This is a genomic window from Staphylococcus massiliensis (assembly GCF_043186315.1).
GTDB classification, from domain to species: Bacteria; Bacillota; Bacilli; order Staphylococcales; family Staphylococcaceae; genus Staphylococcus; species Staphylococcus massiliensis.
This window is the reverse complement of the sequence record NZ_CP171119.1, coordinates 1680255-1701337: the sequence shown is the minus strand read 5'-3', so window position 1 is coordinate 1701337 and position 21083 is coordinate 1680255. Positions and strand designations below refer to the sequence as shown.

Here is a 21083-nt window from a genome sequence, read left to right as displayed (position 1 = left end):
AGCTGAAATGCCTATTTTCTTTTTCGTAATACGCCTCTTGTATCCATAACTAAAAAAAACTGAGACATTTAAAATGTCCCAGTTTCGATATCTATTAATCTTGTGATTGCGTAAAATGAATTAAACGAACTAATTCGGCAACTGCTACTGCTGTAGAAGCAACGTAAGTCATTGCTGCAGCTTGTAACACTTTCTGCGCATGTTTATATTCTTTTTGATTAACTAAGTTTAAAGATTGAATTTGATTCATTGCACGTTTACTTGCATCAAACTCAACAGGTAATGTGATGATTGAGAATAATACAGATAAAGCCATTAGGAAAATACCAATCCATAAAGCTGTTGAACCGAATGCGAATTGCATCATCGTACATACAAAACCAATCATAATAAAGATGTAAGATAATGAGCCACCAAGGTTCGCAAGTGGTACGAGCGCTGTTCTAAATTTTAAGAAGAAATAACCTTGATGATGTTGAATCGCGTGTCCAACTTCGTGAGCAGCGATTGCAGCACCGGCAACACTTGGACGATTGAAGTTTGCTGGTGATAATACAAGTACTCGATTTCTAGGGTCATAATGGTCCGTTAAGAAGCCATGTCCCTGTTTAACCTCTACGTCATAGATCCCATTCGCATGTAAAATTTCTAAAGCAACATCTCGACCTGTTTTCCCACTAGTTGAACGCACTTGAGAGTATTTCTCATAGTTCTTTTTAACTTTATGTTGTGCGTACATTGGGAGAATCATTACGATAAACAGAAATAATAGGTATGATAACATTCACTTCACTCCTCATATTATATTTTAATTAGTACGTTAAGATTGGTCAAACATTTTATTTTCGGTTAAGGGCTTTTTCAAAGAGATGCATAAAAAGCTGATAACGGTTAACCAAAATGCGACATAGGCAATTATTGGTTCGAAAGGATCAAGTGATCCGTATTTCGGATACTGATGAAATACATAATCAATGACATCATTATGAAATACCCAAATAAGTGCTATGATAATACTTTTAATATCAAACTTAAATAATGGCATAAACAAGAATGCTTGTATTGCCATGATACCGTGTGACATGATAAGCATCACGCCCATGGGATAAATCGTTTGATCCACATAAAACATAAAGATATTCATAAATACAGCCCAAACACCGTACTTAATTAACGTCACAAATGCGAGTGTATCGATGATTGTGCTTTTCCGATTGAAAAGTAACAAAATTAACGAAATCGTTAGAAAAAGTGTAGCAGTCGGGCTATCTGGCACGAAGATATAAAAATACCAAGGTGTTTCAGCAAGCTGCGAGCCATACCAAATATAGCCATAAATGGTTCCTAGTAAGTTACATAAAATTATAAAATATAAGAAAAACTTATTTGTAATCAGCATGCGCCAATTTTGCATCAAATTCATAAACATGTATCCTTTATTTAAAATTTCGAAACTGTATCGAATTTAAGATATGACTATACTGTTTAAAGCGGTCTTCTTGCTTAAGTTGAAGACTTAGATCGATTGAAGCTTTTAATTCATGAATTAAATGTTCTTGATCGGGCTGTGACAAATGAATATCGTATAAGTCTTGTAAATACGCTTCATACGAAGGTGAAGCCAAGAGTTGATTGAATAGTAACGTATCATATCTATCATTACGCTTACCCTTTTCAAAATGAATCTTGAGGTCAAAGGGTTCATGTGTCGTTGCGATTAACTTAAATATCATGTTGTTATTATAATAAGTTTCACCATCACGTGTTAACTTCACACCAATGTGATAAGCGTGATTAACACTTAATTCTAGCGTTTGATGCGAAGGTACAATAGTATCGACGAAGTGCATGCGTTCGAGCGTCTCTAAATCAGCTTTAATGTAGTTTAATATCCAGACACTAATGCGTGATTTAAATTCATAATGGAACAATAGATATTCTATGAAATTTTGTTTATCCCACGTAATAGACGTTGTTGACATACGATCACCTATTGTAATCTGTCTTCTTCTTCAAACCAAGTTTCGTTTGTCGCGTCAATTTCCTTAAGCTTTTGTAAGATTGGCTTTGCTTCTTCGATGTGACCGATTTCTATGAGATAGAAATAGTAATCGCTTAAGAATGGTGCTTGGTCATTGAGTGTTTGATAAGCAAGTTGATAGAAATGCATGGCTTCTTTATCACGTTCTTCTTCACCGTATGCATAGGCTAAATGCCACATAAATACAGGGTCCATGTCCTCTTCATCTACATACTTAATTAACCCAATTAATGCTTCGTGGTCATCTTGTTCTCGGTAAAATTCACTTAAGATAAGGACTGGTTCATGATAGCTTGGATCTACTTCTAAACTTTCAAGTAAATGATCGACACCATCATTTTGATCGCCGTGTTCGATTTCTAAGCTACCAGTCTGACACATTAACTCTTTATAGAATTGGTTAAGTTTAAGACCTTCATTACCAATTTCTATCGCGCTTGGATAGTCCTTTTCAAGCTCATAAAGTTGCTGTAAGTAGAAATAACCTTGAATAAAGTCTGGGTCCTTCGTCAATAGGTCTTTCATAATGCTGATGGCTTCTTTAGTACGCTCATTCTTCTCATATGAAATGGCCTTCTTAAAATAATCTTCAGACGTCATTTCAGAATCACTAATTTCATCGTAGTTTTGAATCGCGTCTGCATAGTTACCACTTTGAAGACTACAATCCGCGATACGTGAGAACAAGTTCACACCATTAATCATGTAGTCACCTGTCTCAAGAACAGTGTCGTATTCTGTAACAGCACGTAACCACTGGCCATCATAGTAGAAGAGTTCAGCTAACGCGAAATTGATAATCGGATCTTCTGGTTGAATCATTTTGGCTTGGTTGAGCTTTTCAATGGCGACCTCAAGCATATTCAGTTGTTGATATAAATCTGCTTCTAACATGAGCTTCTCAGGCGTATCTTCAACTTCAGTGAGATACTCTAAGGCTTCGTCTGTTTCACCTTCCGCAATTAATCCTTCTACAAAGTAAATTAAGAGTTCAGGTTCGTTCGGAAATTTATGGTAAAGGAATCGAAACACTTCTAAACCTTGTGGTATTAAGCCATATTGGTAGAGTGTTTCACCAAGTATGAATAACGCACCTTCATCTTGTTCTTCAGTGAGCGCATTTTCAACGCGTGAATCGATGCCCTTTAAATTTTGAAGGTTGATATCATCTATAATCTTATGGATGTCCTCCATACATTATCCCTCATTTTCTAATTGTTTTAGTTTAGATAAGAATCCTGGAAATGACACATTAACGCTATCGAATCGGTCAATATGAATCGTTGATGGTGTTAAAAGTGACGCAATGGCTAACATCATACCAATACGATGGTCGGTATGACTATCAACGTTTGCAACTTGAGTAATCGTAGACGGCATAATTATCATACCGTCGTCAGTCGACGTTAAATCAAACCCGAGTTTATTGAGTTCATTAACCGTCGTATCAATGCGATTTGTTTCTTTAACTTTCAATTCACCTGCATCCTTTATCATACTCTTTCCAGTAGCTTGGGTACAGAGTAACGCTATAATCGGAATTTCATCGATGCATCTCGGTATAATGTTGCCTTCAATCGAAACTGGTTTCAAGTTCTCTGTATATTGAACGCGAATTGAAGCGGTCGGCTCAGCACCTTCCGACACGTTAAAGATATCGATACGACCGCCCATTTGTTTCACGATATCAATAATGCCTGTTCGCGTATGGTTCATCCCAACATTGTGAAGCGTGATATCGCTACCTTGTGTAATAAGTGCAGCGACAATAAAGAACGCAGCTGATGAAATATCACCTGGCACATAGAAGTCCCTTTGCTGAATGTGATCGATTCCGCGTGAGACAGTTTGAATCTCATTGCCGTCAATATTTAATGGAATATTATAATGACGGAACATCGTCTCTGTATGATTACGCGTCAATGCTAACTCGTGAATAGTCGTCTCGTCTTCACTAAAGAGACTCGCTAAGAGAATCGCACTTTTAACTTGAGCGCTTGCGACAGGCATCCTATAATCAATACCTTTAATGTCGCTTGTGTCAATAATCAGTGGTGTATAATTATCATCTACGCCTCTAATGCGTGCGCCCATTTGTAGAAGCGGCTTCATAATACGGTCCATAGGTCTTTTGCCGATGGAAGCGTCTCCTGATAAGACAGCTTGAATGCCGAGTCCTGCGAAGAGTCCCGCAAGTAAGCGTGTTGTCGTTCCAGAGTTACCAGTATATAAAACTTGGTGCGGCGTTGTAAATGATGTATAGCCTTTCGAATCGATGAACATCTTGTCAGATTCGATCGAAATATCGACGCCAAGTAATTCAAAGATAGCTTTTGTGCGTAAACAATCTTCGCCGAGAAGCGGTTTATAAATCGTAGCTTGTCCTTTAGCAAGTGCACTTAAGATAATTGCGCGATGCGTAATCGACTTATCGCCCGGCACCTCGATGTCGCCCTTTAACGGCCCTTTAATTTGAATTGCTTCCATTTGTTACACTTCCTTTATCAGCGACTGTAGCTTAAGAAACGCAGATTTAAGCGCTAACTTTTCAACAGTCATCGTAATCGGTTCGCCATAGTCCTTAAGTAAGACCATTTGAACGCCGGCTTGCGTGTTTTTCTTATCCTTTAACATCAGTTTATAGATGGATTCAAAGTTCACTTGCTCCATTTCTTGAAAAGGCACGTCAAGCCTACGCAAGTATTGGTAGTATTTCTGAATATCAAAGTTCGCTTGTAGGTGCTCGTTAGACAGTATCATTTGGTATAGAATGCCGACTAGAATAGCCTGACCGTGCGGAATGTGGTATAAATATTCAAACGCGTGACCAAAGGTATGACCGAGATTTAAATGTTTTCGTAAACCTGATTCCTTTTCATCAGCTACCACAATCTTTAATTTCGTTACGATACCAAGCACTAAGTATTTCTCCATGTCATGAAGCGCTTTAAGTTGCGCTTGATTTGGATAAGCTTTCATTAAAGCGTTAACTTGATCAACGTTATTTAATAACGCGTGCTTAAACACTTCCCCATAGCCACTTAAAATTTCGCTATAAGGTAGTGTAGTAAGAAAGTCTAAATCGTACAACACGGCTTCCGGTCGATGAAAGGCGCCGATTAAGTTCTTCCCAGCTTTCGTATTAATGCCGACCTTGCCGCCAACGCTCGAATCGTGCGCGAGTATCGTCGTAGGTACTTGAATAAAGTCGACGCCACGTAAGAGCGTCGCCGCAACAAATCCTACAAAGTCACCTGTAGCGCCACCACCGATAGCCACTAAACAAGTGTTTCTTGTAACGCCCTCTTTTAAAAGCCCTTCCACAAAGGTTTCGTAATGTTTGAGATATTTCAACGATTCTCCACTATGCAGTACTTTTAACCGAGCACCCGTTTCTTCGGCGATAGATGTTATTTTGTCAGACCATGAGGCTTGTACAGTATCATCCACACACAAAATAACGGTATGATACGATTCTACATATGATTTAAGGTGGTTAAGCGCCCCATTTTCAACGATAATCGGATAATTATCTCTCTCATAAGTTGTATCTAAACGCATTGCGTTCACTCCCTAGAACGTTTGATTCGTCGCACGTCGATTCTCAATCTGTGCTTTTAGTTGCATCATCGTATTCGATTCAAATTCTTCAATAAGTGCCTTCGCAACTTCAAAAGCCACCACGTGTTCACATACCACACTCGCTGCAGGTACCGCACAACTGTCAGAACGTTCAATAGTTGCTTTAAACGGTTCTTTCGTTTCGATATCGATGGAATTTAACGGTTTATATAATGTAGGAATCGGTTTCATAACACCATTTACAATTAACGGCATCCCGTTCGACATACCGCCTTCAAGACCACCTAAGTGATTAGATAGACGCATATAACCTTTTGTTTCATCATATGCGATTTGATCTTGAACTTCACTGCCAGGCTTTCCTGCAACGCTAAAACCATCACCAAAGCTAACACCTTTAAACGCATTAATACTTACAACACCTTGCGCAATACGCCCATCAAGCTTTCTATCGTAATGCACATAACTACCTATTCCGACAGGCATCTTATCTACAATAACTTGAACGACGCCACCAATAGAATCGCCGTCTTTTTTCGCTTGATCGATTTTATCACGAATTGATTGCGCAATCGTGTCATCGATAACGCGAACATCATTTTGGTCACATTTAGATTTAATTAAGTCTAGGTCGAATTCACTTGTATCTTTAATACCACCAATTTCAACGACACGACTAAAGATATCGATACCAAGTTGCTTAAGTAAAATTTTAGACAACGCACCTACCGCTACACGCGCTGCAGTTTCACGTGCAGATGAACGTTCAAGTACATTACGTAAGTCGCGATGTTGATACTTCATACCGCCAACTAAATCAGCATGACCTGGTCTAGGTTTAGTGATTACGCGTTTCATGTTTGCCTGAGCTTCTTCACTAATTGGATGTACACCCATAATGTTTCGCCAATGCGTGAAATCATCATTTGTAATCACTAACGTAATTGGGCTACCTAGTGTGTAACCATTTCGTACACCTGAAACAATTTCTACCGCATCCTTCTCAATTTGCATACGGCGTCCACGTCCGTATCCACCTTGACGTTTAAACATTTCTTTATTAATATCCTCAACATTAACTTCTAAGTGTGCAGGTACACCTTCAACGATAACTGTTAATTGAGGTCCATGGGATTCACCAGATGTTAAAAAACGCATCCTCATCACTCCGTTCTATAAATATTTAATAAGATATTTCTAAATTCTACCACAGAGTTTGAATTTAATTAACTGAAAAATTAGAAAAAACATATGTAATGTGGTAACGACACGAATAATCACGAGTATTATATCATACAGGAGGAATGACACTTCAATCCAAACGTTTAAAGGTTAGGTAGAAGCTCGAGGAAAACAACGCACTTAACGTTGAACGCACCGCTAAATCTTAACCTATCACGTTTAAGCGAATTACTAAGTATAGAGCTGGGGGTTGAGCATGGTACAAAGTAGCATAGCTACTTTGTAAGTCCAACTAACAAACTGAAGTTTGAGTTGGACTATACAGGAAAGCTTGCTTTTTGATAGAATTGTTTTATTTAGCATACTAAAATGAAAACATGCTGTTAAGAAATTTTATGAATTATAAAAAAGCTAAGACTCATCGTCTTAGCTTCCAAACTTAATTGCGTATTATTCGTAAATCCATGGTTCTTGGATAGATTTGTAATCCGTTAATTCATCTTCGTTGAACCATAAGTTAATTTCACGTTCAGCTGATTCATTTGAGTCAGAACCGTGAATCACGTTACGGCCTACAGTTAAACCGTAGTCAGCACGAATTGTACCAGGTGTTGCTTCTGTTGGATTTGTACTACCGATAATTGTACGTGTTACGTTAACAACATCTTCCCCTTCAACAACCATCGCAAATACAGGTGCTGATGTAATAAATGAAATTAATCCATCATAGAATGGTTTGTCAGAAAGCTCTTTGTAGTGCTCTTCAGCTAAAGACTTAGGTACAGTCATTAATTTAGCGCCTACTAATTTTAAGCCTTTCTTTTCTAAGCGTGATACAACTTCTCCGATTAAATTACGTTGAACTGCATCTGGTTTAAGCATAAGAAACGTACGTTCCATGGATAAATCCCCCTATTTCAATTATGTATTTCTCATTAATAGTATCATTATTTAATTATTCATTCAATTCTAAATATCAAGTCATCTCAACGCTACGCTTAGAGGGCTTTTCAAGGATGAGAAGTGGAATCTTTATACCCTTCAATCTTCATTAGCAAAAGCCCTTTCAAAACACGCACGCATTTAAAGAAAAATACTCAAACAAAAACCAGCGGACGTTACGACACCTACTGGCACATCAATTTATCTTTGATCGTACATTAAGCTGTACGTTTACCCATACGGTGTATCAATTTCTCGATTAAAACTTTAGCGTGATTATCTTCAAGCTCATTCAATAATTGAATCGCTTTGTCTAAATAACGCTGACTAATGGCCTTAGACTCATCAATCGACGCTGATTGTCTAACACGCTTAATAATCGCATCGAACTCTTTAGGTTCTGATTCCGCATGAAGCGCCTCAATACGTGCTTTAAAGTTTGCATCCTTGCGCATTTCTAACAGTACTGGTAACGTGATATGACCATTCATGAGGTCGCTACCTACAGGCTTCCCTAATGCCTTCTCGGTACTTGTGAAATCGAGAATATCATCGACAATTTGGAAACTCATTCCGATATAGTGACCAATCATCTTCAAACGATATACGGTCTCATCCGTTGAATGTGATGACATAGCGCCAAGTTCTGTAGCAAGTTGAATCAGTAACGCTGTCTTACGATTTATGCGTCTGAGGTAATTCGTAATCGTTTGTTTACCATTAAATTGATCTTCAAATTGAAACAACTCACCGCGACATACTTCTACAATCGCTTTAGACAATGTCGTATGAATCGCTTGGTTATCAATCGAAGAGATGTATTCTAGAGCACGTGCGAGCAGAAAATTTCCCGTAAGTATTGCAGTTGGTTGATCCCATTTCTTAACGATCGTCGGGCGACCACGACGTTTATCGCTTTTATCAATAACGTCATCATGAACTAAAGTCGCCATATGAATCAGTTCAAGCGCGACTGCAACACGATAACTTTCGTCATTAACCTTCGTTCCAAACTGGCTACTTAGAATGACGAACAGTGGGCGTACACGTTTACCGCCAGAATCAAGTAGGTGATGACTTGTGTCATTAAGTGTGTGATCAGCACTACTCACTTCTTTTTTTAGTTGTTTCTCAATCTTCTTAATTTCACTGTTCATGTTAATCTTTGACACATTAATCACCTTTTGAAGTACTGTTTTCTTTATAACCTAAATGCATCGCAGCAACGCCACCTGTAAAGCTACGCACTTTAACATCCTTAAAGTTAACTTCTTCAAACATACGCTTTAAGGTCTTTTTGTCAGGAAAATCGAACGTTGATTGCTGCAACCATTCATACTCAGCTTGAGATTTAGCGAATATCTTACCAAATATCGGCATTACAAATTTAAAGTATAATCGATACAGTTGCTTAAATACAGGCATCGTTGGTTGACTCGTTTCAAGACATACGACCATGCCGCCTGGTTTTAAGACGCGGTACATCTCCGCTAAAGCAGCCTTATAGTCCGGCACATTACGTAATCCGAAACCAATCGTAACGTAATCAAATTCGTTATCATCAAATGGTAATGACATCGCGTCGCCTTGGATAAGCTTAATATTCGCCATATCAACCGTTTTCTCTTTGCCGACTTCAAGCATATTCTCACTAAAGTCTAGCCCAATAACCTCGCCGTCTGGACCAACGTCTTTACTTAACGCAATCGTCCAATCAGCCGTACCACAACATACATCTAATGCAGTAGAACCTGATTGAACCTTCATTTCTTTCATAATCTTTTTACGCCAGATCTTATGTTGCTCGAAGCTGATAATGTTATTTAAAGTATCGTACTTCGTTGAAATATTTTGGAATACGGTATGAACTTGTTCTTTATTCGCTTTATTTTTAGTCATGATTTATTACCCTCTACTTTTATATAATCGTTGGAAACTACGTCAATGAGTTCTTGGTAGGCTTCATCAGATAAGTGATTCAAATAATCTGGATGATAGTCTGTGAGTCGTTTATATGCAAGTTGTAAGAATACGTCTTGGCTATAGTCAACGTCGAACGTCTGGAACGCGGTTTGTGGAAAGATTGTCTCAATTTCGATAATTGTATTGATTAGTGTAGGTGTATCAAGTTTGTGATGGTGAATATATGATTTCAATTCGTTAGATTTAATGATGGCTTCGCTCATTCTCTTTTGAAAAGTCAAATCGTTAAACGTAGCTAAAATCGTATAATAATGCGCGCTCAATAAATCCCCAATTAATATCGAGTGCTTCGATGTATGATCAAATGAGATTGAATCTAACAAATTCATTGCAGTATCTATCATGAGACATGAAAGTTTAGCTTCAGTCGGAAGATGATATGTATCTAGTACCTCACTCAACGGCTCGTTTACAATAATTGGTTCATTGTAATTAATATCACTTAAAACGTCTTTAATTTGTTTGTTAAATAATGTCATTATAGAATCCATGTCCCACACCTCAAGTTATAATCACTATCCATAATAACATTATCGTTACGAAATTAAAAATCGTAATTATTCATAAAACGTTTAAATATCTGGATTAAGATGACATTCCTTATTTTAAATTAAGTTTATTAATATTTAAGATTGTTGTTTGACATAGGTAGGACATTTAGAACAATTCCTTATACAGCATGCTTTCCTGTAAAGTACAACTCGTACTTACAGTACGTTAGTTGGACTTACAAAGTAGCACAACTACTTTGTTCATTAACTGTACCGTGGGCTCCACCCCTAGGAGTCAGCTGTTAAGAAAACTAAATTAAACCTTAAACAACCGTAATTGATTTAGAACCAATAAAAAAAGCCCTTATAAAAGGGCCATTTTATGCGTTATTATTTTACAGCGTCTTTAAGAGCTTTACCTGCTTTGAAAGCTGGAACTTTGCTTGCAGGAATGTCAATTTCTTTACCAGTTTGAGGGTTACGTCCTTTACGTGCAGCACGCTCACGTACCTCAAAGTTACCGAAACCAATTAATTGTACTTTCTCACCTTTTGATAGTGATGTTTGAATTGATTCGAAAACGGCATCAACTGCTTGACCAGCTTCTTTTTTAGTTAAGTCCGCTTGATCAGCAACAGCGTTGATTAAGTCAGTTTTGTTCATGTCAATTCACCTCCCGGAAGGTTATGTAATGATATAAGGTTATATCATTATGGTATGACTTTAACACAGTGTTATCAGTATCTGCAACGATTTATGTGCTTAAAAACGTTGATTTGAACACATTTTCAAGAAATTTGTTACCAAATTCAAGAAAATTGTAATATAACACATTATTCTGACTTCTTCGTTCTACCCATGAGTGCTTTGACACTGTCTTTAACAGGTGCATCCTCGAATAAAACACGGTATAAAGCTTCCGTAATTGGCATCTCTACGTCTTCTCTTAAAGCGAGATTATAAACTGAATTCGTTGTATATACACCTTCTACAACCATGTTCATTTCATTTAAAGCTTCTTCTAACGTTAAACCTTGTCCGAGCTTATATCCCAACGTGTAGTTACGTGAGTGCGTAGAGGTACACGTCACGATTAAGTCACCTATACCACCTAGACCTAAAAATGTCATAGGGTCGGCACCGAGCTTTTCACCGAGGCGACTAATTTCAGCCAAACCACGCGTCATTAAAGCAGCTTTGGCGTTATCGCCATAACCGATTCCGCTCACGATACCACTTGCTAAAGCAATGATATTCTTTAAGGCACCGCCAAGTTCAACACCGACTAAATCGTCATTTGTATATACGCGTAAATATTCATTCATAAATAAATCTTGAATTAATTGACTAATGCGGTGTTGTTTAGATGATGCTGCAACGGTTGTAGGTTGTTTAACAACAACCTCTTCAGCGTGACTCGGTCCAGATAAGACACCAACACCTTCAAAGTATTCAGGTGAAATCGTTTCTTCGATCATTTCAGACACACGTTTAAAGGTATCGTTCTCAATACCTTTAGCAACGTGTATAAATGTCTTCTTAGAATCAAGCTTGTCGTTCACATCGGTTAATACCTGTCTAATCGCTTTTGTAGGTAGCGCGACAACGTACACATCTGCATGACGAACAGCTTCATCTAAGTTAGACGTTGCTTTAATAGATGGCTCTAAATCGATATCTTTAAGATACTTCGTGTTACGGTGCTTAGTGTTTAAATCGTTGACGCTTTGTTCAGATTTCCCCCACATTAAAACATTACTACCATTTTCGGCAAGGACATTGGCTAATGCAGTACCAAAGCTGCCCATACCGAGTACAGTAATATTTGTCATAGAATCCCCTCCAATTAGTTTCTGCGTCTAGGAATTAGATGTACAGGTGTACCTTCGAAACCAAATGCTTGTCGGATCTGATTCTCAAGGTAACGTTTATATGAAAAGTGCATTAATTCGACATCATTTACGAATATAACAAACGTTGGTGGTTCTATCGCAACTTGAGTCGCATAGAAGATGTTAAGTCTACGACCCTTATCAGTAGGTGTTGGGTTCATAGATACGGCATCTGTTACCACTTCGTTTAAAGTAGAACTTTTAACACGTTTCTTATGATTTTCGCTCGCTTCTTTAATATAAGGGAAAATTGTACGTAAACGTTGCTTTTCTTTTGCTGAAACGAAGGCGATTTGCGCATAATCTAAGAATTGAAATTCGTTACGGACCTTATCCGCGAATTTCTTCATCGTGTTGTTCTCTTTTTCTACAGTATCCCATTTATTGACAACAATCACAATTGCTTTACCTTGTTCATGGGCATAACCTGCAACACGCTTATCTTGTTCGATAATACCTTGTTCCGCATCAATCACGACAAGAACAACGTTTGAACGTTCGATGGCCTTTAAAGCACGAAGTACAGAATACTTCTCTGTAGACTCATATACTTTACCTTTCTTACGCATCCCCGCTGTATCGATTAATACGTAGTCTTGATCGTCGAACGTATATTCCGTATCAATCGCGTCACGCGTTGTTCCCGCGACATTCGATACGATAACACGTTCTTCACCGAGAATCGCATTAACTAAGCTTGATTTACCAACGTTCGGACGGCCAATGATTGATAACTTAATTGTATCTTCATCATATGGGTCCTCTTCCTCACGTTTGAAATGATTTTTAACTTCATCTAATAAGTCACCTAAACCAAGTCCATGAGAACCTGAAATTGGGAACGGTTCGCCGAATCCTAAAGCGTAGAAGTCATAAATTTCTGCACGCATTTTAGGATTATCTACTTTATTTACCGCGAGTACGACAGGTTTATTTGAACGGTAAAGCATTTGCGCGATCATTTCATCATCTTGTGTTAAACCTTCACGAATATTAACCATGAAGATAATAACGTCTGCTTCATCTATGGCGATTTCAGCTTGCGCACGAATTTGCGTTTGGAAAGGTGCGTCACTGATTTCAATACCGCCTGTATCTATAATATTAAATTCATCTGTAAGCCATTCACCGCTTGAATAAATACGGTCACGCGTCACACCAGGTGAATCCTCAACGATAGAGACACGTTCACCAACAATACGGTTGAAAATTGTGGATTTACCTACGTTAGGTCTACCAACAATTGCTACGATTGGTTTTGTCATAACCATTCTCCCTCTCTTAAAATATCTCTATTATTCTACCATACGGGATATGAATAAAAAAGAAAATATAAGGTTCAGTACATTACTCAGTTTCGTTTCTTCTTTTTGAAAAGCCCTTTAGAACAGGTACTTTCTTGAATGCAGCCCTATTCTAACGTTCGCTCACAAGTTTGACTGGTGAACTTGTCATTTTTTGAAAAAGGATAGCGTATTGAAAGGACTTTTACTAGTAGAGAAACAAAGATTGAACCAATAAAAAACGTCTATACAATACTTATTGATGACGCATAACATGTCGTAATCATCAAATTGCATAGACGTTATCATTTATTTTATGAAACTTATAAGTTTAAATCTTTAAGTTTGTCGCCGAACATATCCCCGATAGTTGGGTTATCCTCGTTTGAATCTTGGCTAGTCGTATAAGATTGAGTTGTTTCTTCATCACTTTCGTTTGATTCTTCTTTTTCTTCAGTTGCTTTGATTGAAAGTGAAATACGTTCTTCCTCTTGGTCAATACCTAAGATTTTAACGTTTACAGTATCACCTGGTTCTAAGACTTCGTTAGGTGTACCGATGTGTTTATGGCTAATTTCAGAGATGTGTACTAAACCTTGAAGGCCAGCACCAATTTCAACGAACGCACCAAAGTTAGCTAAACGCATAACTTTACCTTCAACAACATCGCCTTCGTTGAATTTCTCTTTAATTGTTTCAAAAGGACTTGGTAAAGTGTCTTTGATTGATAATGAGATGCGTTCTGAGTCTTTTTCTACTGAACGAACTTTCACGTTAACTGTTTGACCAATTTCTACAACTTCGTCTGGAGTTTTAACGTGTTCATGAGAAAGTTCTGATACGTGAACAAGACCGTCAACGCCACCTAAATCAATAAATGCACCAAAGTTAGTTAAACGTGCAACTTTACCTTCAAGCACATCCCCAGCTTGGATTGAATCAAGTAACTGTTCTTTTTTCTTCTCATTCTCGATGGCTTCAACAGCTTTACGGCTTAGGATGACACGATTATTTTCAGGATCAAGTTCCTCTACTTTAAGTTCAAGAACTTTCCCATCATAATCAGAGAAGTCTTCAATGTAATCAGTAGAGATGAGGGATGCAGGAATGAAACCTCTTTGGCCAACATCAACAACTAATCCACCTTTAACAACTTCTGTAACTTTTGCTTCGATTGTTTCGTCGTTATCTTGTTTTTCTTTAAGAAATTCATATGATTTTTCTTCTTCAAGTTGACGTTTAGAAAGTATGTAACTACCACTTTCGTTTTCCTCATCAACTTCGATTTTTGTAACATAAGCACCGATTTCGTCTCCAACTTTCACTACATCACTCGCATTTTCGATGTGGTGCGTTGATAGCTGGCTAATTGGGATAATACCATTGTATTTACCACCATTAACAGATACAACAACATGTTTGTCTTCGAGTTGTTGTACTTCACCGGTTACCTTATCTCCTTCTTTAATTTCTTTAATCATTGATTCATTGAATTCTTCAGTCATCTTGAATGCCTCCTTATACGTCTACATACTTATAACATCTTATAAAGCAGACTAATTGTCAAGAAATTAAAATCGAATTTTTATAACATTCAAATTTTACACAACATATCCTAAGATTTTTTGTGTGACTTCTTCGATACTTAAACCAGTCGTATCAATCGTTATGGCATCTTCCGCTTTTTTAAGCGGTGAAATGTCACGATTCATATCAAATTCATCACGCGCTTTAATTTCATCTTTTAAAGTTTCAATGTTAGATTCAATTCCGCGAGCTTCATTATCAATTTGACGACGTTTAGCGCGTTCTTCTACCGAAGCAATCATGTAAAATTTAAAGTCTGCATCAGGCAGTACTGTTGTACCAATGTCTCGCCCATCCATTACAATACCCTTTTCTTTAGCCATTAATTGTTGTCTTTCGACTAAGAACGTACGAACAGGCTCTTGAGACGCGACAAATGAGACATGATTTGTAACATCATTTTCACGAAGATAATCTGTCACATCTTGATCATTTAGTATAACCCTTTGCCCTTTTTCTTTATCATATTTTAAATGAATTGAAACACGATTTACTAAATCGTAAAAATTTGTTTCTGTTGAACCATTTTCTTGTAAATAATAATATGTAATCGCACGATACATTGCACCTGTATCTACATATATCATAGATAATTTTGACGCAAGTAACTTCGCAATCGTACTCTTACCTGCAGCAGCTGGTCCATCTAATGCGATATTTATTTTGCTCATTTAATAAACCTACCTTGTTGTTTTAATACGATTATTTTATCATAAAAAAGAATGCGATTAATAGGAGGAAGTTTCATGAAGAGACTATTAGTATTACATACTGGTGGCACGATTAGTATGTCTGAAGATGAATCGAAGAAAGTAGTTACAAACGAACACAACCCAATCACAACTCACAAAGTTATCATTCAATCGTATGCAGAGATTGTTGAAGAAACACCTTTCAATGTTCCTTCTCCACATATGACGACTGAACATGTCGAAATTTTACAACGCATTATTCTAACTGCTGACGAAAGCAATGACTACGATGGTTACGTGATAACGCATGGTACAGATACGCTTGAAGAAACAGCTTTCTTACTTGATTTAACTGTAGGTATTAAGCGTCCTATCGTGATAACAGGTGCAATGCGTTCATCAAATGAAATTGGTTCAGATGGTTTATACAATTTTATATCTGCTATTAGAGTAGCGACTGCTGAAGATTCATACGATAAAGGTGTAATGGTAGTCTTTAACGATGAAATTCATACAGCACGTAACGTTACTAAAACGCACACATCTAATACAAATACGTTCCAAAGTCCAAACCATGGACCACTTGGTGTAGTGACGAAAAGTGGTGTTTTATTCCACCATAGACCATATCCACATACCATTTTAGATCATATCAATTCAAATTTGAACGTACCTTTAATAAAGGCGTATATGGGCATTAATAAGGATATCTTTGATTTCTATGCAGAACAAGAAGTTGACGGTATTGTCGTTGAAGCACTAGGTCAAGGTAACCTACCACCAAGTTGTATCAAAGGTCTCGATCATTGTCGTGATAAAGGAATACCAATTGTGCTTGTTTCACGTTCATTTAATGGAATCGTAGGTGCGATATATGCGTATGATGGCGGTGGCTATCAACTTCAACAAAAAGGTGTTATCTTCTCGAACGGTTTAAACGGTGCCAAAGCACGCTTGAAACTTCTAGTAGGTTTAAGTAATGATTATACGCATGATCAACTAAACACTTACTTTGATGAGTAATTCTAAATGGGAATATCTTAAATAGATTAAAGGCTTGAGATACATCGTGATGTCACGGTGCATCCCAAGCCTTTTTGCGTGCTTGAAAATATATTGTATCGATTATGTTCGGCCAAATCGAGGTAGTTATCAATTAAGTTTCAAGTGGTGTTTGACGCTTTGTCAAAATTGACTGCGTAATGACACCACCGTGGAAGCGACCATTTTCAATAAAGATGGTATTCGCATCATTACCTGCCGCTATGACACCCGCAATATAGCAATTAGGTACGTTCGTTTCGTAAGTCTCTCGATTATAAACCGGAGCCGTACCAAATTCGTTTGTATTAATATCAATACCAATTTGTTTTAAGAAATCATAATCAGGATGATAACCAATCATCGCAAATACGGTATCATTAGGAATTGTGTGTGTCTCACCATTTTCCTCATACTCAACTGTATCTTCTGTAATTTTAGTCACAACACTATTAAACTTCATCGTAATTTTGTCGTGTTTAACGAGTGAATCAAAGTTAGGTAAAATCCAAGGTTTTACTGATTTAGAATACGTTGCACCACGATATAGTACCGTTACATGGGCACCTGCTTTTTCAAGTTCTAATGCAGCATCAACTGCAGAGTTTTTACCACCAATAATGACTACATTTTGGTCAAAGAATGGATGTGCTTCTTTAAAGTAATGATGTACTTTAGGTAAGTTCGCACCTTCTACTTCTAAAGAATTGTGTTGACCATAATAACCTGTAGCAACGATTAAGAAACGACATTGATAAACGTCTTTCGTTGTCGTTAAAGTGAATTTATCATTCATCTTCTTAACGGTTAATACCTCTTCATATGGGTTTACATCTAACTGATGATGTTTTACAACTGCACGGTAATAAACAAGTGCTTGATTACGTTTAGGTTTGCTATCTTCAACGATAAACGGTATATCACCAATGCTTAATTTTTCGCTTGATGAAAAGAAGGTTTGATGTGTCGGATAGTTATAAATTGCATCTACTACATTCCCTTTTTCGATAACTAATGTTTCGATACCCTTTTTCTTTTGCTCGATAGCTGCGCTTAAGCCACACGGACCTGCGCCAATAATAATACTTTCAACGGTTTTCATAAAATATCCTCCTTTTTACCACAACTAATATTATAACAGTACCCGTTTAAAATCAAAAAAGACTGGCTTAATTGAATATAATTTAAATTAGTATATCAAAACATTTATGGCTCTATAATAAATTCGGTTGGTGACCTCATTCGAGGTCATTAGCCGAATTATTTTTTGTACTAAAAGAGCGCATTTATCTCTATAATTGTAAGTGACCAAACTAACAAAAAGGAGATAATGCGCCTGTGAATAATTTTATAACAGAACTCTTAAGATTGAAAGAACCAAATTTAGTCATCGAGGAAAAGACTGATGAAAAAGAAATAAAAGGAAGAATCTATATAATGCTTTATGGGGTTCTCTCTTCCAAAGCTGATAAGTGTCAACACTGTGGTATCACTAATCATCAACGCACTATTATAAAGCATGGATTTCGAGTAATTAATGTTAAATTACCACGCCTAAGTGGGTTTCCATGTCTACTAGAATTAAAGAAGCAACGCTATTTGTGTCACAATTGTAATCGAACTTTTGTAGCTGAAACATCTATAGTAGATAAGTATTGTTGCTTATCTAACAACTTGAAAATGTTTATAGCTGACAAAGTTAGAGAAGTACGTTCCATTAAATCTGTTGCCGAATCTTGTTGTGTATCATCACCTACGGTGGTTCGAATCATTAAACAAACCGTTGATGAAATTAGACATAAAGTAGGTTCGCATTTGCCTGAGCACATTATGATGGATGAGTTCAAAAGCGTTAAAAATGTTGATGCTTCAATGAGTTTCATCTATTGTGACAGTACTTCTCATCAAATTATTGACATTGTCAGTGATAGAAGAAAGTTTAACCTCAAAAACTACTTCATGAAGTTTGATCTTTACGCAAGAAAGCGCGTTAAGACAGTATGTATAGATATGTATGAACCATACATGGATCTAATATCAGATGTTTTCCCTAATGCTTTAGTTATTATTGATAGATTTCATATCGTTCAGGCAATTAATCGTGAGATTAACCGTACCCGAGTTAAAGTCATGAATCAAGCTAGACGTAATAGGCGCCCACTTTACAATAAATATAAACGGTATTGGAAACTACTTTTAAAACCTAAGTTAAATCTTAACGCTATAAACTATAAATATCATCGATTATTCAAAACTTTAATTACTGAAAAAGACATCGTTTCGTACTTATTATCTAACGATAATACGCTCAATAACACTTACGAGATAGGACAAGAATTAATACTGGCATTGAAGCATAATGATATTGATTTATTTCGATCAGTACTGTATAAATCTCGTCAAAACCACATTTCAGAAGGTTTAATGAGAGTACTGCGATCATTTATGAAGTATTTACCCTTCATATGTAATACTTTAAATCACCCTATGATAACTAACGGTCCGATTGAAGGCATAAATAATAAAATAAAATTACTTAAAAGAAATGCTTATGGTTATAGAAATTACGCAAACTTTAGAGACAGAATATTACTCATGTCACGCTTATATAAACTTAGACAAAGAAAAACACCTATGCATGAAGTAGCATAGGTGTAGAATGATTGCTTGAAGACTCCCGTGGCTCTGTGAGTAAGGGAGATCCAAGCGAAGCTTTAGCTCCCAACGAGCGCCACAGGAAAGCGAAAAGCAAATCATTCGTCTACGGTTTTACCAACCGAATTTGACGTAGAGCCACATTTATTTGCGCATATAAAAAAAGAGCTAAGGCAATTGATATGCCCTAGCTCAATAAAACATTTATTATTCAGGAATAACTAAACGTTGACCGTTGCTTAAGTTATTACCTTGAATGTTGTTAGCGCGACGGATTTTGTCAACATTTTCAGGTGTACCTTCACCGTAGTAACGGATAGCGATACGATATAAGTTTTGGTTACCTGAAACTGTGTGAACACGTTGACCAGATTGACCTTGGTTACCTTGCTGACCTTGTTGGCCTTGACCAGCTTGTTGACCTTGGTTACCTTGTTGGCCTTGTTGAGCTTGGCCAGCTTGTTGACCTTGGTTACCTTGCTGACCTTGTTGGCCTTGACCAGCTTGTTGGCCTTGGTTACCTTGGCTTGCATTAGCTTGATCAGATTGACCAGCATTAGCAGCACCTGCACCTGCTGCACCAGCGCCAGCAGCTGTTCCAGCTTGTTGACCTACGTTAGATCCTTCTTCATCTGATGAATCTTCTTCAGATGATTTGTCTTTAGATGATTCTTCAGAAGACTTATCTTCGTTAGATTTTTGCTCATCTGATTTTTCTTCGTCAGATTTTTCTTCAGAAGATTTGTCTTTATCTTTTTCTTCGTCAGATTTTTTATCAGTTTGTTCAGTTTTGTTATCTTCTTTCTTCTTGTCGTCGCCATCAAATAATTGCGTAGCACCCCAAATAGCTAGTGCTGCAAGTAATAATAATGCTAATAATAAAGGTAATAATTTTTTAAGGCAACCGCCGCCTTTATCTCTATCGTCATCATCATAATCGTCATAGTCACGATCATCATGCTCATCACGGCGATCATAGTCATCGTGACGGTCATGGTCGTCATGACGGTTTTTGTTTGCTGCAAATCCAGCTCCAGCAGCGCCCGCTCCAGCGGCACCTGCACCGGCAGCAGCTTTTTTCTTATTACTATGTTTTTTATCATCGTCATGTTTGATGTCTTCATCTTTGTCAGGACGAACAGCTTTATCATTATGTTCTGTTGGATGATCGTGTTCTAAGTCATCTTTATGTTTTTTGTTCGCTGCAGCGCCTGCTCCAACAGCACCAGCTCCACCAAATAATCCTGCTTTTTTACCTTTAGATTGTTTATCATCATGATGATCTTCCACATGACGGTCATCATCGAAACGTTCATTGTCACGATTGTCGCGATCTAAGTGTTTATCTTCGACACGACGGTCATCGTGATGTTCGTTTCTGCCATCTTCGAATTCTTGTTTGTCGTTTTGATTGTTTCGTGTTGCAGTATCTCTTCTGCGTTGTCTTCTTTGTGCACCTCGTGGTGGGTAAGGTTGTTCATTGTTATTAAATGAGTCATTAAATCCTTTGTCTTCACCGCGATCTAAGTCGTGGTTAGTGTCTTCTGGATTAATTGCTTGACGATTGCGTTCGAAATCGTCCTTGAAATTATCTCTAGACAATAGTTTCACCCTTTCATATGTATTTGTAGTCTTTTACCCTAAAGAATGGTTGTTCAATTAGAAATAATAAAAAAATTTGAAAAAACTAAAGATGATACCTGTATTATATC

General features: G+C 37.3%; 20 protein-coding genes. 2 read left to right on the top strand and 18 right to left on the bottom strand.

Features of this window, described 5'->3' with window-relative positions:
* Positions 1 to 94: 94 nt before the first annotated feature.
* The 16 genes from ACF3N8_RS08305 to cmk all read right to left on the bottom strand — a co-directional run bounded on the left by ACF3N8_RS08305 (position 95) and on the right by cmk (position 15654).
* On the bottom strand, positions 95 to 784 hold the full coding sequence (locus tag ACF3N8_RS08305) for a zinc metallopeptidase (RefSeq protein ID WP_009383769.1): 690 nt from the start codon (positions 782 to 784) through the stop codon (positions 95 to 97).
* A gap of 36 nt (positions 785 to 820) precedes the next feature.
* A complete protein-coding gene (locus tag ACF3N8_RS08300; protein WP_009383768.1) occupies positions 821 to 1423 on the bottom strand; it encodes a DUF1405 domain-containing protein in 603 nt (200 codons plus the stop codon).
* Positions 1424 to 1436: 13 nt separating this feature from the next.
* Positions 1437 to 1982: a YpiB family protein gene (locus ACF3N8_RS08295; RefSeq protein WP_238100758.1), complete on the bottom strand. Its 546-nt coding sequence runs from the start codon at positions 1980 to 1982 to the stop codon at positions 1437 to 1439.
* Positions 1983 to 1990: 8 nt separating this feature from the next.
* Positions 1991 to 3235 (bottom strand): lipopolysaccharide assembly protein LapB, encoded by a 1245-nt coding sequence (locus ACF3N8_RS08290; RefSeq protein WP_009383766.1) that lies wholly within the window; start codon positions 3233 to 3235, stop codon positions 1991 to 1993.
* Positions 3236 to 3238: 3 nt separating this feature from the next.
* The gene (gene aroA / locus ACF3N8_RS08285; protein ID WP_238093457.1) at positions 3239 to 4528 is read right to left on the bottom strand and encodes a 3-phosphoshikimate 1-carboxyvinyltransferase; all 1290 of its coding nucleotides are present in this window, start codon (positions 4526 to 4528) and stop codon (positions 3239 to 3241) included.
* A 3-nt stretch (positions 4529 to 4531) separates the two neighbouring features.
* Positions 4532 to 5602, bottom strand: a complete 1071-nt coding sequence (aroB, locus tag ACF3N8_RS08280) for a 3-dehydroquinate synthase (RefSeq protein WP_238093456.1) — start codon at positions 5600 to 5602, stop codon at positions 4532 to 4534.
* Between the two features lie 12 nt (positions 5603 to 5614).
* The gene (gene aroC, locus ACF3N8_RS08275) at positions 5615 to 6781 is read right to left on the bottom strand and encodes a chorismate synthase (protein ID WP_238100762.1); all 1167 of its coding nucleotides are present in this window, start codon (positions 6779 to 6781) and stop codon (positions 5615 to 5617) included.
* A 474-nt stretch (positions 6782 to 7255) separates the two neighbouring features.
* Positions 7256 to 7705 (bottom strand): nucleoside-diphosphate kinase, encoded by a 450-nt coding sequence (gene ndk, locus ACF3N8_RS08270; protein ID WP_009382427.1) that lies wholly within the window; start codon positions 7703 to 7705, stop codon positions 7256 to 7258.
* A 260-nt stretch (positions 7706 to 7965) separates the two neighbouring features.
* Positions 7966 to 8919 (bottom strand): polyprenyl synthetase family protein, encoded by a 954-nt coding sequence (locus ACF3N8_RS08265; protein ID WP_009382428.1) that lies wholly within the window; start codon positions 8917 to 8919, stop codon positions 7966 to 7968.
* Position 8920: 1 nt separating this feature from the next.
* Positions 8921 to 9646 (bottom strand): demethylmenaquinone methyltransferase, encoded by a 726-nt coding sequence (locus ACF3N8_RS08260; RefSeq protein ID WP_009382429.1) that lies wholly within the window; start codon positions 9644 to 9646, stop codon positions 8921 to 8923.
* The gene (locus tag ACF3N8_RS08255; RefSeq protein WP_392449818.1) at positions 9643 to 10221 is read right to left on the bottom strand and encodes a heptaprenyl diphosphate synthase component 1; all 579 of its coding nucleotides are present in this window, start codon (positions 10219 to 10221) and stop codon (positions 9643 to 9645) included. Before ACF3N8_RS08255 ends, ACF3N8_RS08260 begins: the two co-directional genes overlap by 4 nt.
* Before the next feature lie 390 nt (positions 10222 to 10611).
* Positions 10612 to 10884, bottom strand: coding sequence for an HU family DNA-binding protein (locus ACF3N8_RS08250; protein WP_009382433.1), 273 nt, complete (start codon positions 10882 to 10884; stop codon positions 10612 to 10614).
* A 170-nt stretch (positions 10885 to 11054) separates the two neighbouring features.
* Positions 11055 to 12053: an NAD(P)H-dependent glycerol-3-phosphate dehydrogenase gene (locus tag ACF3N8_RS08245; protein ID WP_009382437.1), complete on the bottom strand. Its 999-nt coding sequence runs from the start codon at positions 12051 to 12053 to the stop codon at positions 11055 to 11057.
* A gap of 14 nt (positions 12054 to 12067) precedes the next feature.
* Positions 12068 to 13378: a ribosome biogenesis GTPase Der gene (gene der, locus ACF3N8_RS08240; protein WP_392449817.1), complete on the bottom strand. Its 1311-nt coding sequence runs from the start codon at positions 13376 to 13378 to the stop codon at positions 12068 to 12070.
* A 341-nt stretch (positions 13379 to 13719) separates the two neighbouring features.
* Entirely contained in the window at positions 13720 to 14901 is a 1182-nt protein-coding gene (rpsA, locus tag ACF3N8_RS08235) for a 30S ribosomal protein S1 (RefSeq protein ID WP_009382440.1), read from the bottom strand.
* A 96-nt stretch (positions 14902 to 14997) separates the two neighbouring features.
* A complete protein-coding gene (cmk, locus tag ACF3N8_RS08230; RefSeq protein ID WP_009382441.1) occupies positions 14998 to 15654 on the bottom strand; it encodes a (d)CMP kinase in 657 nt (218 codons plus the stop codon).
* A 75-nt stretch (positions 15655 to 15729) separates the two neighbouring features.
* On the opposite strand from cmk, the gene ACF3N8_RS08225 reads away from it, so the two are divergent.
* Positions 15730 to 16698 carry an asparaginase gene (locus ACF3N8_RS08225; protein ID WP_392449816.1) on the top strand — a complete coding sequence of 323 codons (969 nt, stop codon included), beginning with the start codon at positions 15730 to 15732 and terminating at the stop codon, positions 16696 to 16698.
* Positions 16699 to 16831: 133 nt separating this feature from the next.
* Here the strand turns inward: ACF3N8_RS08225 and ypdA are convergent, their stop codons facing one another.
* Positions 16832 to 17818 (bottom strand): bacillithiol disulfide reductase YpdA, encoded by a 987-nt coding sequence (gene ypdA / locus ACF3N8_RS08220; protein WP_238100766.1) that lies wholly within the window; start codon positions 17816 to 17818, stop codon positions 16832 to 16834.
* Between the two features lie 236 nt (positions 17819 to 18054).
* Between ypdA and ACF3N8_RS08215 the strand changes: the two genes are divergently transcribed.
* Positions 18055 to 19368, top strand: a complete 1314-nt coding sequence (locus tag ACF3N8_RS08215; protein WP_009385730.1) for an ISL3 family transposase — start codon at positions 18055 to 18057, stop codon at positions 19366 to 19368.
* A 210-nt stretch (positions 19369 to 19578) separates the two neighbouring features.
* Here the strand turns inward: ACF3N8_RS08215 and ACF3N8_RS08210 are convergent, their stop codons facing one another.
* Positions 19579 to 20982: a LysM peptidoglycan-binding domain-containing protein gene (locus ACF3N8_RS08210; RefSeq protein ID WP_392449815.1), complete on the bottom strand. Its 1404-nt coding sequence runs from the start codon at positions 20980 to 20982 to the stop codon at positions 19579 to 19581.
* Between the last annotated feature and the right edge of the window lie 101 nt (positions 20983 to 21083).

What these genes read in the sequence shown, in the direction of transcription:
- ACF3N8_RS08305 (WP_009383769.1), bottom strand. Translation starts at nt 784, where the DNA reads ATGTTATCATACCTATTATTTCTGTTTATCGTAATGATTCTCCCAATG.
- ACF3N8_RS08300 (WP_009383768.1), bottom strand. Translation starts at nt 1,423, where the DNA reads ATGAATTTGATGCAAAATTGGCGCATGCTGATTACAAATAAGTTTTTC.
- ACF3N8_RS08295 (WP_238100758.1), bottom strand. Translation starts at nt 1,982, where the DNA reads ATGTCAACAACGTCTATTACGTGGGATAAACAAAATTTCATAGAATAT.
- ACF3N8_RS08290 (WP_009383766.1), bottom strand. Translation starts at nt 3,235, where the DNA reads ATGGAGGACATCCATAAGATTATAGATGATATCAACCTTCAAAATTTA.
- aroA (WP_238093457.1), bottom strand. Translation starts at nt 4,528, where the DNA reads ATGGAAGCAATTCAAATTAAAGGGCCGTTAAAGGGCGACATCGAGGTG.
- aroB (WP_238093456.1), bottom strand. Translation starts at nt 5,602, where the DNA reads ATGCGTTTAGATACAACTTATGAGAGAGATAATTATCCGATTATCGTT.
- aroC (WP_238100762.1), bottom strand. Translation starts at nt 6,781, where the DNA reads ATGCGTTTTTTAACATCTGGTGAATCCCATGGACCTCAATTAACAGTT.
- ndk (WP_009382427.1), bottom strand. Translation starts at nt 7,705, where the DNA reads ATGGAACGTACGTTTCTTATGCTTAAACCAGATGCAGTTCAACGTAAT.
- ACF3N8_RS08260 (WP_009382429.1), bottom strand. Translation starts at nt 9,646, where the DNA reads ATGACTAAAAATAAAGCGAATAAAGAACAAGTTCATACCGTATTCCAA.
- ACF3N8_RS08255 (WP_392449818.1), bottom strand. Translation starts at nt 10,221, where the DNA reads ATGGATTCTATAATGACATTATTTAACAAACAAATTAAAGACGTTTTA.
- ACF3N8_RS08250 (WP_009382433.1), bottom strand. Translation starts at nt 10,884, where the DNA reads ATGAACAAAACTGACTTAATCAACGCTGTTGCTGATCAAGCGGACTTA.
- ACF3N8_RS08245 (WP_009382437.1), bottom strand. Translation starts at nt 12,053, where the DNA reads ATGACAAATATTACTGTACTCGGTATGGGCAGCTTTGGTACTGCATTA.
- der (WP_392449817.1), bottom strand. Translation starts at nt 13,378, where the DNA reads ATGACAAAACCAATCGTAGCAATTGTTGGTAGACCTAACGTAGGTAAA.
- rpsA (WP_009382440.1), bottom strand. Translation starts at nt 14,901, where the DNA reads ATGACTGAAGAATTCAATGAATCAATGATTAAAGAAATTAAAGAAGGA.
- cmk (WP_009382441.1), bottom strand. Translation starts at nt 15,654, where the DNA reads ATGAGCAAAATAAATATCGCATTAGATGGACCAGCTGCTGCAGGTAAG.
- ACF3N8_RS08225 (WP_392449816.1), top strand. Translation starts at nt 15,730, where the DNA reads ATGAAGAGACTATTAGTATTACATACTGGTGGCACGATTAGTATGTCT.
- ypdA (WP_238100766.1), bottom strand. Translation starts at nt 17,818, where the DNA reads ATGAAAACCGTTGAAAGTATTATTATTGGCGCAGGTCCGTGTGGCTTA.